11 protein-coding genes are annotated in these 15,689 nt (G+C 45.8%); 5 read left to right on the top strand and 6 right to left on the bottom strand.

Going from position 1 to position 15,689, the window contains the following annotated elements; genetic code table 11:
- Positions 1–36 precede the first annotated feature (36 nt).
- Complete coding sequence (locus QUB06_RS13825) at positions 37–165, bottom strand: hypothetical protein (RefSeq protein WP_333435726.1); 129 nt, start codon at positions 163–165, stop codon at positions 37–39.
- Positions 166–170: 5 nt separating this feature from the next.
- Between QUB06_RS13825 and QUB06_RS13820 the strand changes: the two genes are divergently transcribed.
- Together QUB06_RS13820 and QUB06_RS13815 are read left to right on the top strand one after the other, a co-directional pair.
- Positions 171–1,391, top strand: coding sequence for an ABC transporter permease (locus QUB06_RS13820; protein WP_333435725.1), 1,221 nt, complete (start codon positions 171–173; stop codon positions 1,389–1,391).
- A 329-nt stretch (positions 1,392–1,720) separates the two neighbouring features.
- Entirely contained in the window at positions 1,721–3,448 is a 1,728-nt protein-coding gene (locus QUB06_RS13815) for a chemotaxis protein CheB (RefSeq protein ID WP_333435724.1), read from the top strand.
- Positions 3,449–3,636: 188 nt separating this feature from the next.
- Here QUB06_RS13815 and QUB06_RS13810 read toward each other — a convergent pair whose 3' ends face one another.
- Complete coding sequence (locus tag QUB06_RS13810) at positions 3,637–6,639, bottom strand: glycerol-3-phosphate acyltransferase (RefSeq protein WP_333435723.1); 3,003 nt, start codon at positions 6,637–6,639, stop codon at positions 3,637–3,639.
- A 211-nt stretch (positions 6,640–6,850) separates the two neighbouring features.
- On the opposite strand from QUB06_RS13810, the gene psb35 reads away from it, so the two are divergent.
- Complete coding sequence (gene psb35 / locus QUB06_RS13805) at positions 6,851–7,063, top strand: photosystem II assembly protein Psb35 (RefSeq protein WP_333146583.1); 213 nt, start codon at positions 6,851–6,853, stop codon at positions 7,061–7,063.
- A 369-nt stretch (positions 7,064–7,432) separates the two neighbouring features.
- Here the strand turns inward: psb35 and QUB06_RS13800 are convergent, their stop codons facing one another.
- Positions 7,433–9,640, bottom strand: coding sequence for a SpoIIE family protein phosphatase (locus tag QUB06_RS13800; RefSeq protein ID WP_333435722.1), 2,208 nt, complete (start codon positions 9,638–9,640; stop codon positions 7,433–7,435).
- A 559-nt stretch (positions 9,641–10,199) separates the two neighbouring features.
- Entirely contained in the window at positions 10,200–12,215 is a 2,016-nt protein-coding gene (locus QUB06_RS13795; RefSeq protein WP_333435721.1) for a SpoIIE family protein phosphatase, read from the bottom strand.
- Positions 12,216–12,232: 17 nt separating this feature from the next.
- On the opposite strand from QUB06_RS13795, the gene QUB06_RS13790 reads away from it, so the two are divergent.
- Positions 12,233–12,418, top strand: a complete 186-nt coding sequence (locus tag QUB06_RS13790; RefSeq protein ID WP_333435720.1) for a hypothetical protein — start codon at positions 12,233–12,235, stop codon at positions 12,416–12,418.
- 1,047 nt (positions 12,419–13,465) lie between these two features.
- A complete protein-coding gene (locus tag QUB06_RS13785) occupies positions 13,466–13,612 on the top strand; it encodes a hypothetical protein (RefSeq protein WP_333435719.1) in 147 nt (48 codons plus the stop codon).
- Positions 13,613–13,797: 185 nt separating this feature from the next.
- Here the strand turns inward: QUB06_RS13785 and QUB06_RS13780 are convergent, their stop codons facing one another.
- Both QUB06_RS13780 and QUB06_RS13775 read right to left on the bottom strand, forming a co-directional pair.
- Positions 13,798–14,370, bottom strand: coding sequence for a DUF6658 family protein (locus QUB06_RS13780; protein ID WP_333435718.1), 573 nt, complete (start codon positions 14,368–14,370; stop codon positions 13,798–13,800).
- 500 nt (positions 14,371–14,870) lie between these two features.
- On the bottom strand, positions 14,871–15,638 hold the full coding sequence (locus tag QUB06_RS13775; RefSeq protein ID WP_333435717.1) for a DUF2993 domain-containing protein: 768 nt from the start codon (positions 15,636–15,638) through the stop codon (positions 14,871–14,873).
- Positions 15,639–15,689: the final 51 nt, after the last annotated feature.

Here is a 15,689-nt window from a genome sequence, read left to right as displayed (position 1 = left end):
GGTTGACGGTTGACGGTTGACTGTGGACTGTAGTAATTAATTATTAAGTGTGTCATTTTCGCTGTGCGCCGCAATCCCAATGCCCTGGGATGGTGACGCACAGCAAACAATGACATAGGGCTTTTTTCCTTCTTCCTTCTTCCTTCTTCCTTCTTCCTTCTTCACAAATTATGAATTTTATTGAAAGCGTCAAAATGGCTGGTCAAACGCTGCTAGCAAACAAAATACGCAGCAGTTTAACAATGATTGGTATGATTGTCGGCAACGCCTCAGTAATTGCCATGATTGGAATTGGAGAAGGAGCTCAAAAATTTGTAGCAGGACAAGTTCAATCCCTGGGTACAAACGTATTAATCGTGAGGCCGGGAGTTCCCAACGCTAGGCGAAGTTCGCTCGCAAGTGCGCCTCAAACACTGATAGTAGAAGATGCTAAGGCGATCGCCACTCAAGTCCCCTCCGTCCAAGGCGTGTCAGCAGAACTTAACAGTTCAGAGATTGTTCGCTACAGCAACAAAAATGTTTCTGCTCTAATTTTTGGCACGATTCCAGAATTTCTAGAAGTCAGAAGCTTTGAAATGGCAAAAGGCCGGTTTTTGACCGAACTAGATGTTAAGCAAAGTAACCAAGTTGTGGTTCTCGGTTCAGAATTAGCGGAAAAACTTTTTGGCAATACAAATCCCTTGGGCGAACAAGTGCGGATCAAAAATGTCAGCGTCAAAGTAATTGGAGTATTGGCGCCCAAAGGCACATCTTTTGGTACGAATTTTGACAATTCCGCCGCTGTGCCGATCGCCACAATGGCCAATCGCATTGTCGGGCGCCGATCTCCCTACGGTTTGGCTGTCACGTCGATATTTATTTCGATTAAAGATGAATCGCAAATGGACGCGGCGCAATTTCAGGTGGAAAACCTGCTGAGATTGCGGCACAAAATTACCAGCGAAGATGATTTTACTGTCAGAAATCAGAAAGATTTAATGGCAAGAATGGGGGCAATTTCCGGCGCTTTGACTCTGATGTTAACTGCTGTGGCCAGCATTTCCCTATTAGTCGGCGGCATTGGCATTATGAACATTATGCTTGTTTCCGTTAGCGAACGCACTCAGGAAATTGGGCTCAGAAAGGCGATCGGCGCATCCCAACAAGATATCTTGTTTCAATTTATTGTCGAAGCTGTAATTTTGTCGGCTGCCGGAGGGATAGTCGGTACTTGCGTAGGTGTTGGCGGTATCTTGCTTGTAGGTAATTTCACGCCCTTGCAAGCTGGTATTTCGCCCGTGGCGATCGCTCTTGCTGTCAGTGTATCCGGTGCAGTAGGCCTCTTTTTCGGCGTTGTCCCCGCCCGCCAAGCCGCCAAACTAGACCCGATCGCAGCTTTGAGAAGTGCTTAATCAATATATACTTACTCAGTTACACAATCCGCACCTTTTATGCTGGTAAAAATTATCTTGCTCTAAATATTAAAAAAAACTGTTTTTTTGTAAAATTTTAACAAAGTTGTAGTAGCTGAAGTAGTTTTAATAACTGTATTTTTACGCACATTCAGAGCAGAAAACTTCATAAAAAGTCGGTTAAATATTAAAGATTCAATAAAGCGGGGTTGTGGTGTTTACTTCCCCGCCAGAAAGTTTAATAATATTCAACTAGGGGTAAACACACTTAAGCATCTACCGACTTTACGAAATCTTTGCGATTTAATCAAAATATCCAATAAATAAACATGGCATCTCTGATCCCCAGTCCTAAATTTGACTATCTCGAAGGAACCACCCAACCAGACAGCTTTAACGCCTTGGATGGCAACGACATCATTTATGCCAACAGCGGAGACGACAATCTCGAAGGCGGTGCAGGTAAAGACAAAATCTGCGGCGACCAAGGCAACGATACGATTCTTGGCGGTGCGGACAATGACATCCTCTGGGGAGGCAAAGGCAGCGACCTAATTGGTGGCGATTCCGGCAACGACATCATCTACGCGGGCGCAGGTAGCGATACCATGAGCGGCGGCACAGGCGATGATATATTTGCCATTGCTAAAGGCAGCGGCGGCCCCACTGTAGCCACAGCCGACTACATCGCCGACTTCGGCAACGGCAATGACAAAATTCGATTGTTAGACGGCCTCAGCTTTGAAGATTTAAACATCCAGCAAGGCACCGGAGTCAACAGCAACACCACCGTAATTCAAGACAAACTCACGGGCGAGTATTTAGTAGTATTGCAAGGAGTCAACAGCGGCACAATCAACCGCGAGCAATTCACAAATCAGCTATCGGGAAACCCTGTCATCGAGTGGAACGGAGTCATGCTGAATGCAGTGCGGACAGGCAACACCGCGCCTCCCCTCGCTTCCCGCAACATGGCAATGGTTCACGCAGCCATTTACGATGCTGTTAACTCCATCAGCAAAAAATACACCCCTTACCTCGTGGAAATAGACCCACCCGCAGGTACATCAGCAGAAGCAGCCACCGCCGCAGCCGCCCACCGCACCCTAGTCAGTCTCTACCCGGCACAAGCAGCCACATTTGACGAAGCATACGCATCGTCTCTAGCTAAAATTCCCGACGGCCAAGCCAAACAAGACGGGATTGCCCTCGGACAGCAAGTTGCCGACCAAATTATCAGTTCGCGGAGTACAGACGGCATCACGAATGTAGTGCAGTACACCCCCTCAACCGACCCCGGCAGTTGGGCGCCGGCTCCCCCCGCCCTTGCCGCCGCGCTGGCGCCACAGTGGCCCCAAGTTACTCCCTTTGCCATGACTAGCGGTTCTCAGTTCCGCCCGGACGGCCCGCCCGCCCTTGACAGCGCCCAGTACGCAGAGGAACTTAACTACGTCCAAGAAATCGGCAAAAGTGACAGTCTTACGCGCACCCCAGACCAAACAGCGATCGCCAAATTCTGGGCCAACGGCGCTGGGACGTTTACGCCTCCGGGTCACTGGAACCAAATCGCCGAAGAAACAGCGACTCTCACGGGCCAATCCTTAGAAGATAGCGCCCGCTTGTTCGCCCTGCTGAATATTGCTCTGGCCGATGCAGCTATTAGCTGCTGGGATGCCAAGTATGAGTACAACTTCTGGCGGCCGGTGACAGCTATCCGCCAAGCTGACACAGACAACAATCCCGAAACGACAGCCGACCCCCTGTGGACTCCGCTGCTAACTACTCCGCCGTTCCCTGAGTACACGTCGGGCCACAGTACCTTTAGCGGTGCCGCAGATCCTGTTATGAGTTCTGTATTTGGTTGGGATTACGGCTTTGCCGATCGGGGAGACAGGAGTGTCAACACTTTGCGAACCTATGAAAACTTTAGCCAAGCCGCCGATGAATCGGGCATGAGTCGCATTTACGGAGGCATTCATTTCATGAGTGCTAACGTAGATGGTTTGAGTGCGGGTAGAAATGTGGGGAATTATGTTGTCGAGAATTTCTTAGTCTAGGAAAGTCGGGGGGGTTTACAAGATTATGGGTTTGAGTTTACATCTTTCATCATTTTCAATAACGGGCAAGATGCCCGTTCCACAAGAAATCAATTTTCTTGTGCAATGGGCATCTTGCCCCTTCCGCAAGATGCCTGTTCCACAAGAAATTAACTCTTTGTGGAACAGGCCGAAAAGCCTGTTCCTAATTATTCCAGCAATTCTACAGTGCCGAGATACCCATCTACTCGGACTTTTTGACCGTCTCGCAAGCGAGTTGTAGCTTCAGCAATATTCATAACGGCAGGAATTTTGTACTCGCGAGCGATAATTGCTCCGTGAGATAGTTGACCGCCAACTTCGGCGATAATTGCTGTTGCTCCTAATAGCAGCGGTGCCCAACCTGCATCGGTGTAAGGAACTACTGCGATCGCATTTTCTCCTAAATCTGTGCTCGCGGTGCGGCAAATCTTGACAAAGCCTTCGACACGACCAATACTTGCTGGAATTCCCTGGATGATATTAGTTTCTGATGTTGCGGAGTCGATCGCCCTTGTCTGAGAATTTGGCAGCAAATTGCCGTAGACTACAGGGGGAATCGGACGATCGCGATCGGCTACCAGGCGATCGCGCCTTTGGCTAATTGTATCCTTAAACGAAACACTTGCACCGCTACGAATCCACTGCTGAATTTCCCCAAATTCCAGATAAAAAATATCCCCGCTTTCCTGAAACACCTGCATTGCCAAGCCGCAAGCTTCAATCTCCACAAAAGTCCAGCGCAGGTGAGCCAACAACCGCGCGTAAATTTCGCTAATTTCGTTTTTGACAATCGCTCTTTCTTGACATTTATCTAATCGCCACTTCTGCGAAAAACTCAATCCTATTTCACGTTTTTCAACTAAATTAATTTCGGCTTTTTGAGCCATATTTATTAGCAACTTTTGATAAACTTCCGGTTGTTCTCGCCAAGTAGGAACAGCAATATCCGTTCCCACCTCGCTCAAATATCCGTAGATATCAAGCCACTTTTCAAAATCTGCTTGTAAAGCCGGAGTTTCCGCAAATGTCTGTGCTAAATCTGCGACTGAACCAGTTTCGTCAGACTGCGAAACACCAGCTTGTCGCAATTTCTGAGCCAACTGCTGTAAAGCTCGCACCGAAGCAATTTCAGGAGCGCTGTCATTAGCCAGCCAGTCATCATCAACGCGAAAAATTGCCTTGCGAATAGCCAGCCCGATCGGCCCTAATATATTATAGTAAGTAATCGGTTTTAGCCACTCCTGAATTTTCTCGGATCTCTCCAACAATTCCAACAAATATTGATAATGGGGCATGGGTAATTGGGCATTGGGCATTAATATTTCTTCTTCCTTCTTCCCTTTTCCTTCTTCCTTCTTCCCTCTTCCTTCTTCCTTCTTCCCTCTTCCGACTTCCTTCTCCAAACTTTGCAGTGCCGGGAGGAAAATCGAAGTACGATCGCCCTTAAATTCTGCATTCAGCGCCCTCTCCCGCTGCACCAGACGCCACAAACCAGGCAAATTCGGCAAAATCTTCCCCAAAGGCGGCTTGCCCATTTTTTGCCCTCTCAGCAAAAATTCCAAACCCTGCTCCGGCAATCCCATCATCCGAAAAATTTCGCCCAACAAAGTCGCATTAAAATAGGCGTGAGAACCCAGCAAAGTTGCCGTTTCATTAAAGTTTAAGCCGATCGCGCGATCGCCCAAAACAACCTGAAAAATCTCTCCCCAAACCCCGCAAGTTAGCGGCCGATTAATCGACCAAGTTAGGGGGCGAATTGCACCTGGAATCACTTCTGCTGCAATAGTGCGCGTCCAAAAAGGCTGTAAATTAGTAATTGGGCGGCTTTGCAAAATCCAAACTTTTTCCCCGTCCCAACTCCACTCAATATCCTGCGGGATTCCGTGAAAAAATGCTTCAATCGCTTGGGCTTGTTTCACCAATTCTGCTAAAATCGATTGAGCAATAATTGAATTACTTTGAAGTTCAGTTAATTTTTTTTCTAAGGATTCAGGTTGACTAAAATCAATTTCTAAATGAACCGGAGTAGATTGTCCGCCGACAACAGATTCAGCCCCTCCCGGTAAAGCTTCAATAATAATCTGGGAACCGCCATCTAAAGGATTGCGACTGAACATGACTCCCGCAAATTCGCTGTCAATATAAGGCTGAATTAATACAGCCATTTGGGTGTCTGGCAATTGTCGCTGTCGGCGGTAAGCCACAGCTTCGGAAGTCCAATAAGACTGGCGGCAGCGATTAATTGCATCGAGTAATTCTGCTTCGGTGAAAACAGGGCCAATAGTTTGATATTGTCCGGCTGCAGAACTCGTATCGCCATCTTCTCCCGCAGCAGAAGAACGCACAATCATTCGATTTTGGATTTTGGATTTTAGATTTTGAATGAAAGCATTGGAAATTGACAATTCATCACTATTTCCTCGATGCCCGATGCCCGATGCCCGATGCCCGATGCCCGCTTCTGGTGATAATATCCAACCAGAGGGTACATTAAACCCGGCTCGTTTGAGTTGAGACAATTTAGCAGCTTTATCGCCGCAGATTGCAGCATCTAACGAATCATCAAGAGAAAACAATTGCTCTGATTTAGATAAAGCCATATCATCACCCTGACGAAGACTAATTGTGAAGAGTAAAAAGGCTAATCCTGCTGCTGCTAAAAATTCGGGCATTGATTGTCGCCACACCCAAACCCAGATTGGGGTACACAGACACCCGCAACGGGAAGCAAAGAGTCTCGCCCGATCGCCCTTACCCCACCACCGCTGTGCCAAACCCCACACCAGCAGCCCCCAAATGCCCGATGAAACAGCCATCGGCGGCGAAAATACCAAAAGACCCCAAACAGCGTTTGTCACCCCTCCACCTCGGGTGATCGCATATCTGCCCGCAACTAGCGGAATTAACAGGGCGATCGCGATCGCAGGTGCATCCGGGAAGCAAAATCGCCCCGCCAAAACCGGCAAAATTCCCCTGGCAATTTCCGCCAACACCGCAGCAATTCCCGCTAATTTGCCCCCGTGAATGAAAGCTGCCGACACGCCCACATTCCCCGTTCCCAGCGCCCTCAAATCTCGGCGGCTAAACACTCGCACCGCCCATCCCGTTAGCGGTAAAGCACCCAGGCTGAAACTCGCAGCCAACAGCAATGCTATTGTCCCCAACGGCATAAAATCTGCTCTCCTATTTTCAACCTCTAACCATTATGACCGCAATTCTGTCACTTTTTCTGTCTTCAGATATATCAACAAAACGGCATTAGCACTTAAGATAATGTAAAAGTAGAGTAGATAAGGATTTAGCCTAATGATAGATATCAGCTTGACCACTCCCATAGCAGTTGTTGTTGCACCCATCAAGCGAGTAATGATTGAGCTGCTGATGCAGCAGCCAGTGCCGGAATCAAGTGTCAGCTTGAGCACTCCAATATTAGTTCTTGTTGCTGGCTTTATTGCTGCAGCTACGATCGGCTCGATCGCCTGGTACAACTCCAAGCGCCCACCCGGTTGGGAAGCCAAAGAACGCCCGGATTTTGTACCGAAAGTTGATAAAGACGATTTGATTGCTGAAGTTTCTGAGTCAAAGAAAAAATAGAATAAAGCTGTTTTAGCTCGGAAAAAGCTTTGAGAGGAATAGGAATTACCCTTGCAGATCGCTCCGGTAGGGTGCGCCTTGGCGCGCCTTACGCTATTTAGAAAGGCTTTGAGTGAATAGTTTTAATTGACCGAAAGCACTAATGTCAATAAAGGGAGCGCTCATCCCGCGATCGATCGCTTTCTTTACATTGATGCCAGATATCATTAGATAGATTTAATCATAGACAGTTAGAAGTTGACTACGGCTTGGGAGTTCTCTTGAGATTAAGCCTCTTTTGGGGGGCGGCGTTTGAGATATCTCACCACTTTTTCGTAAATTTGACTGCTAATGCGATCGCCCCGCCGACAATTTTCCCGTTTCATGTCATCAGTTTATTGTTTTGAGGTATTGGCGATCGCTCTCCACCAATGCGGCTGCTTGAGGCTGTGACTCTGTTTCTACGCCTAATTCCGTCCGCTTCAAAACCAGCAGCGTAATATCATCAAACACTTTTTGATTGCCGATATGTCGCCGCACATCGTCAATCACCGCTTGCTTGATTTCCCCAGCCGATAAATGCCAGTTTTTGCTAATGACTTCACACATCGCCTCCACGCCATATTGTTTTTTCTTAATGTCTTTTGCTTCGGGAATACCATCGGTATATAGCACTATACCATCTCCTAGCTGTAGCTCCATTGAAATATGACTGATGAACTCAGCAATGTCATCCTCAAGGGCAATGGGAAAACCTAAATCCATCGTATCGATACGTTCTACCTGTCCACCGTTTCGCACAATAATTGTTTCTTCATGCTGACCGCTAATGCTGACGAGTCCTTGGGAGTAATTTAAAATCGCTAGGGTGAGGCTTTTCTCAGATTTCATGCGCTGCACGTTTTTGTAAAGGGTGCGGTTGAGCGCATCTAAGAACCGAACCGGATCAGTTTCGTGGATTTCCTTGAGGGTGCGAACGGCGGTTTGCGCCATCAGCATCAAGATACCGCTTTCGAGTCCATGTCCAGTGACATCGCCGATGCCCAGAGTGACAACGCCATCGGTGTTTAAGACATCATAGTAGTCGCCGCCGACTTCATCGGCAGCATCCATATATCCGGCAATATCGAGTCCGTCGATTTCCAGTTCATCAGGATTGGGCAGAATCATTTGCTGCATCTGACGCACAATATCCAATTCCGCACCCATGCGGAGATTGTCTTCCTTGAGTCTCTCGTTGAGGGCAATGATTTCTTCGTTAGCGGTTCCTAGTTCTGCGGTGCGTTCTTTAACTTTATCTTCCAGGGTTTCAAAGGCTTCTTGCAGTTGTCGTGCCATGCTGTTAAAAGACTTAGCGAGTTCCCCAATTTCATCATCCCGCTGGTTGTCTGTGGTACTAAAATCACCATTAGTAATTTTTTGCGTTGCATACATTAATTGGCTTATAGGAGCAGCAACTTGGTCACGCAGAACATAAAACAATATGATCACTTCAATAAGCAGTGAAATAAATCCTATTATCAGCACAAAGCGAGCCGCTTCTGTGGCTGATTTCGTCACAATTGCTTTTGGTAAAACCGTCACTAAATACCAATCTGGCTCATCTAACTTTGCTACAGCTAGGAATTCCTTGTCTTGGGAATTGTCAATAATAACTTGGTTGGGATTTCGTTTTTTTACCTGTTCAAATATCCGTTGCAGATGGCGATCGTCAGACTTCAAAATATTGAAAAAACCCGCTTCTTTGTGGATCTGATCCATTTTATCCGGGTGAGCTACTAGCCGCCCATCGGCTCGAAAAATCATGTTGTATGTGCCTTTCAGTCCTTCATTAAGAGTCCGTTTCTGTAAATCATCTATTAAAATATCATGCCCGATTGTAGCAATATGCTTGCCATCTACATCTAATGGTGTCACACAGGATGCCATCCAAGCTACAGCTACTTGGTCGTAATAAATGCCTGTCCAGACTGTTTTGCGTTCTGGATCGTGGATAGGGCGGGTAATTTGGAATGACTCATCATCTGTGACGCGGAACGATTCACTAGAAGGTGCTTTTAGCGACCAGGGATACTGGTGCATATACATGATCATACCATTCTCAGGAATTTGCGTATAGGTGTTAGCAAAGCGATTGCGCCATGCTGGGCCATAAGCATTTATTGTTTTATAAAAAGCCACTATTCGCCGCTGCATTTCAGTATTAACATTGACATTTTTACCGAGGAATAAGCCCCCTGTCTTGTCGATTTGAAACAGTTCAGGGCGATTGCGAATTGAGCCATCTGGATATTTGACAAAGTTTCGATCGAATTCAGCTTTGGGGTCGCGATCTGCTTCTGCTTTTAGTTGCTCTAATAAAGCTTGTTTGAGCAACTTATGATTATCTTCAGCTAAGGCAAATAAAGTTCGTTCCCGTTGACCCCTTTCTGTAATATATTTAGCAAGTCTATCTAGGGTTTCAGATGTCAGACTTGAAACTAAATGAAAATAACTAACTGTAGTAAAGAAAACAATCACAGCACTGATTCTCCACCCCATCTGTGTCAGCGTCTGACGGGTTAAAGATTTCTTGGGTTTGGATGTAGATAATTTCATTGTCACCATGATATTTGGGGGGACTTTTTCCAGCAGGATCTATTTATGATTCACCAGTAATAAGGTGAAATGAGTAAATATTTTTGGCTTTCTGAGTAGTTTAGTCAAAGGAATGTGTTCGTTGGCTGTTTTGTATTATTAGCTCAACGAGTCACCTTCGCCTGTATTACCTGAGTTCGACATAAGGAATAAGCCTCAAACTATTATCCTTACTTGGTTCCATCAGTTTTATAGTTTCCTTTTCTTCGGCAGTTATTGCGAATATTCGCAATAACTGCCTAGATTGTCATTAAGTGTTCTAGTTAACACATTATTGACAAGTGAGGAATTAGCTGTAACTAACACTACCAAATGATTTGAACATATTCTCTTACGTCGAACTCAGGTATATTATACCCCGTTGATATGTTCTATATCTGCGCTCTATTGAAAGCGGATTCAAAGAAATCATATTCCCTGTGCAATTTTAGTTAGGCTGAGGCTGAAAAGTCGGGCTTATAAAACTGCTCAAACAATTTATCAAAAGATATCACAGGTATAGCGGTTCACTAAGAATAATTCACACTTTCAGCATGGGTTCTAGTTGTTGCGGTGCATTATTAGGAGTTTCTAGCTGTCGCTTCAGGACCAACAAAGTGATGTCATCAAATACTTTTTGATTGCCGATATGTCGCCGCACATCGTCAATCACCGCTTGCTTGATTTCCCCAGCCGATAAATGCCAGTTTTTGCTGATGACTTCACACATCGGCTCCACGCCATATTGTTTTTTCTTACTGTCTTTTGCTTCGGGAATACCATCGGTATATAGCACTATACCATCTCCTAGCTGTAGCTCAATTGAAATATGACTGATGAACTCAGCAATGTCATCGTGGAGGCCAATAGGAAAACCTAAATCCATCGTATCGACACGTTCTACCTGTCCACCGTTTCGCACAATAATTGTTTCTTCATGCTGACCGCTAATGCTGACGAGTCCTTGGGAGTAATTTAAAATCCCTAGGGTGAGGCTTTTGTGAGATTTCATGCGCTGCACGTTTTTGTAAAGGGTGCGGTTGAGCGCATCTAGGAACCGAACCGGGTCTACTTCACGTATCTCCTTGAGGGTACGAACGGCGGTTTGCGCCATCAGCATCAAGATGGCACTTTCAAGTCCATGCCCAGTGACATCCCCGATGCCCAGAGTGACAACGCCATCGGTGTTTAAGACATCATAGTAGTCGCCGCCGACTTCATCGGCGGCCTCCATGTATGCGGCAATATCGAGTCCTTCAATTTTCAGTTCCTCAGCATTGGGCAGAATCATTTGCTGCATCTGACGCACGATATCCAATTCCGCACCCATGCGGAGATTGTCTTCCTTGAGTCTCTCGTTGAGGGCAATGATTTCTTCGTTAGCGGTTCCTAGTTCTGCGGTGCGTTCTTTAACTTTATCTTCAAGTGTTGCAAAAGACTCCTTTAATTGTCCGCTCATTTTGTTGAATGCAGTTGCTAGATCGTGCATTTCATCAGTCCCCTGGACATGAACAGTTTGATCCCAGTTGCCAGTAGACAACGAAGATGCAGCCTCGCTTAATTGCAGCACAGGCTGAGTTAGTCGCCGCGATAAGAGCAGGGCAACGATCGAACTGATTGTTAGCACCACGGCTGAAACTGTCAGCGACCATAACAGTTGATTCTGAAGCGCTGCCTGCACAGGTTTTGTGGAGAGTGAAACCAGAATTGCCCCTGTTATCTGTCCTGTCTCGTCAATTAACGGCGTGGCAACTTTCAAGAAACCATCTTCTTGATAACTTTGGGTCAGTTTTTGAGCTATACTGTCCTTCAACCTTTGGGTATCTGTTGGACTCAGTTTTTGACTCAATCCAGAATTGTCTGCCACAGCCGTTGCATTGGTGGTGGCGTTGAGACCGACCACCCAGATGCCACCGATTTCTCCACTCGTTAACAATCGCTTGATCAAGCCATTGATTCCAACTTGTTGGCGCAACCGCTCAATAAACGAAGCGTTATACCCAACCTGCACAATCCGGCGACGATCGACCCCTGCTACTGCCACATATTTGTAGATTTGCTTATCGTACTCTCTCACCTGGGCATCCTGAACAACGGTAGATTTTGCTCCTGTTAGGAGGGGCCAAAACATAGAAGCCTGGGGTTGTTTAGCCCGATCAGGACTAAACGTGAACGCGAAGGGAGCATTCTTCAAATAAGCCCGTCCAGTTTCATCCGTAATCCAGAACTCCTCCACGACGGATTTGTTGGCGATCGCACTTAACCGTTGATTGATTTGTTGGGGGCTGAGATTCGCTGCTTCAGCTATAGCAACCAGGTGAGCCGAGATCGTGGCTTGGGCAAGCATATGGTCTGCGATCGTATTTTCCACATCTTTGGGAACTTTCTCAACAAACTGAGCACTGCGAGCCAGGGATTGAGCGACTTGCTTACCTTGTGCTTCAGTCTGTGCCAGGAGAGCGTGTCGGGAAGTCCAGGTCAGCAGAGCAACGGTAGGAAAAAGGGCAAGGGAAACCAGCCCGATCGTTGTTAAGAGGATTTGTCTTTGGAGTTTCATAAGATTTCCATGAGTGGGTGGGCTATTCAAAGGGTCAATGCTGGCTACAGAAAAATTTGCCCATTGCCGAAGGAAAGATAACCCACCAACCCCACCGCCGCGACGATTTGCAGAACGAAGGGAACGACGAGGGCAGTACAAAGCTGGAATTTACCAAGAAATTGGGTCTAAAGCCCCGTCCTTCGCTCGACGGCTTTAATTAATTATCAACTTTGGTTAATTGTTTTCTTGAACTTTCTTGCATTGTGGTCATTGTAGAGTACAATAACTATACTACAGGTAGAATAACCGCCGCTACACATGAGACACCACGCTCAAACGACTGGTCCCAAAACAATAATGGTTAGTGGGTAGCGAAAACCACGAAAAACATAGCTGGGCTAACTAATGTAAGCCAAAATCAGAGACTAAACTTTTTATTTCTAAAATGTACTGTCTAAAATGTACTGTGGGGCACACAGAAACAAGAGAAGCAATTCTCGAAAGCTTGGGGAGACAAACCCTCGCGAGGCTATCTAAATTAAGCTCGATATTTGGTTCTTTTGAACGGATACCTGGTTTAAACACTGCCGCAAGGATAGATAGTTTTAAGGTAGGTCGCAGAACCAAGAATCCCCTCGCCTTCAGGCCGGGGAGTGTCAAGAGAAGTATTTTTCCAAGATTTCACGGGTATAGCGATTAACTAAGAATAATTACGCCTTTAGTATCGCTTCCAGTTGTTGCGTGGCGTTATTAGAAGTTTCTACCTGTTGCTTCAAAACCCGCAGTGTAATATCATCCCTGGCTTAGCGGGACAAAAACTGCGTTTTAAGCCAAAACAAAGCCTAAACAGGCTTTATATGAAGCTGTAGACATCCCTGTTTTCTTGCGACCCAGCATTTCTGAGATTCGCTCTCAGCCGTTTACAGACAATATGCCCTGTACTATACAACTTTTTAGGTCGCATAGGAAAAAGTTTTCCCTCGCAAGCGACACCAATCTGTCGGGAGAGATCAGGGCAAAACTTCTGATATAGAAAGATTCAATAGCACCCTGATGGCAGGGATATCTCGCTATTGTAATAAAAACTCGGTCATTTTATAAAAAGCTTTCCAATTATGTGAGAGCTACGTGGTATTTTATCCATCATTACAATGCTTCTTTACGCCTAAAAGTGTTTAGGGTTTTTCCTGGCTCAGTAAAATACTCTTAAAATTTAAGTTTTGTAACGGAACTTTCCTTGGCATCTTCAGCTAATTAACTCCGAACAAATGTCGAGTTTAGCACAGTTAGTCGGTGGAGTAGCTCACGAAATCAACAACCCAGTCAGTTTAATTTATGGTAGAATAGTTCAGGCTAATCAATATGTTTTAGCTTTATTAAAGCTGATTAAAACTTCGCAGCAATACTGTCGCTAATTCCCAGGAGAAATCCCATAAAATGTAAAATATATTGTTCTGCATCCTATCAAATAAGCATAAAAAGCGTAAATTTTGTTGAGCCGATTGCCGATATACAAGCGTTTATGTAGTTTCAATAAATTATATTATTTATGTAGGGGCTAATTTCAGACAGCCCCTACATCATTTTTGGTTCGGCTAGCTTATTTTTGCAGCGGATTGAGTTTCGTAACGGAACTTTCCTTGGCATCTTCAGCGCTATCTTTGAGGAAACCAGAAGCATCCTTAAAGGCGGCGCCTACTCTCTCTAAAATATTGGCATCGGGATCGCTGCGATCGAATACGGGTTGAGCCTTAGCCGGCTGTCCGTCTGGCGCTTCTAACAGAGTTTTATCTCCGCCGAGTTCGAGGTCAAACTTGTCAGTTTCCATCGGTGCAGAACCCGGATAAAGCAGCTTGGAGGAATTAGATTCAGCGGTAGTCGAGGCCAGGAGACGATCGCCTAAGATCGACAAATCAGCCCGATTCTTTTCTGCTTTAGCAGGCGATTGATTGACTTTCGGGTCAGTAGACATTTGATAATTCGTGTATCCATCTCCACCGGCCTTGTGGGGGTTATTCATTCCTCCCATTTGGACGGGAGGATTCTCAGGCCGAGCACCTCGAGAATCGCCCGCATTGCAAGCGGTGCTGGTAAACAGCAGCACACCTGCCATCAATACAGTCAAAAATTGACCGATACGCAGTCTTTTAAAAAAAGCAGTTACTGTGTTCACAAAATTTTTCCGATTCTTTACTACTACTTGTCAAGAGTAAAAATAAACTCCCCATGCCTGCCTCTAACGGCGGTAATATTTTGCCACTAATTGCTATCTATTTTTTTCTAACTTTAGAGGGATTTAAAAAGGGCGATCGCCTTCGAGAGATTATTTTTGGTAGGACTAACACGCCGGTATGTAGAAACCCGGTAAAAAAACCGGGTTTCTAGAGAAAGTTCGGTTGAGAAACTCGCGTACCCGACGGAGAAGAAAAGGGCGGAGGTAGTTTCAAAGCGTAGTCTTCGGGTGCGTGCGTTCCAAGAATTGCTCGATGACAAAAGCTTTTCTGTTTTTGACCCCGCCCAAAAACGGATACTTGCGAACGACTCCTGCCGTGGAGTTAGAAAAATTTTAGACTCTTGTTCAACCTCCCAGATTCATCTGTGGAGTAAACATAACATCTAAAATCTCCAATCCACTGACGCACCCTACCAGCTACTAACCTCAGAACCCTACTGCTACTCTGGGAATTTTTCGACTTTCGCTTCAGCTTGCAAAGTCAGCACACCAGCTTCCACATTTAGCTGCTGAATTCGCAGAGACATTCCCTCAATTTCAAAATTTCGCAAGTTTAAAACCTCACCAGCTTTGTCCGCCAAAGCTGCTGTTAACTCCGGCGAAAATTCCTTGTTTTCGGGATACTCGACATCCTGAAGAGAAATTGCCCAACCGCCCGCTGCGATCTGAGGTTTTGATGTAAAATAAATTTTTTCAGTAGAGGCAGTTTCCTGCACCAATACCTCAGCATTTAAAGCGATTTTTCCAGCTAGCAATTGGCACTCAATAGTTTTAACGTCTATTGTCTGCTGTTGTCCCTCAACAGTAACTTTTAAGTTTTTCAGTTTCCTGCTGATGTATTCGGAATTAAAAGCGCGGTTGATATCGCTTTCTGTTAAAACTGCGCGCGCCGCACCGAAGGCAGGCCCGTTCAGTTCAATTTTGCCAAACATAGCGGTCAGGGGATTGACAGCAATATCCTTTATGTGAATTTGCAAATCTTCCACGCGCAAATCTTGTTGCATTACCAACCCTGTGCCCTCAACCGCAACGGCCTCTACTGAACCCTGGGCTAGCTGGATCGGATCGGTATTGACTGTGACAGACAAAGTTTCGGATTCGTCTAATTTGCTCGCAATAGCAATCTCCGCCACTTTGTCGATCGCCTGTTCCCCTAAACTTCTATTTTGTTGAAGCACGCTCAGAATTCCTAATAATATTGTTTTCAAAATAGTAGTTAATACCTAAGTCATTTACCGTCTTCCTCTCGGCAGGTTTCT

The sequence above is a fragment of the Microcoleus sp. D2_18a_D3 genome (genome assembly GCF_036702455.1).
In the GTDB taxonomy this organism is placed as follows: domain Bacteria; phylum Cyanobacteriota; class Cyanobacteriia; order Cyanobacteriales; family Microcoleaceae; genus Microcoleus.
This window is presented reverse-complemented; position numbering and strand designations above follow the sequence as displayed.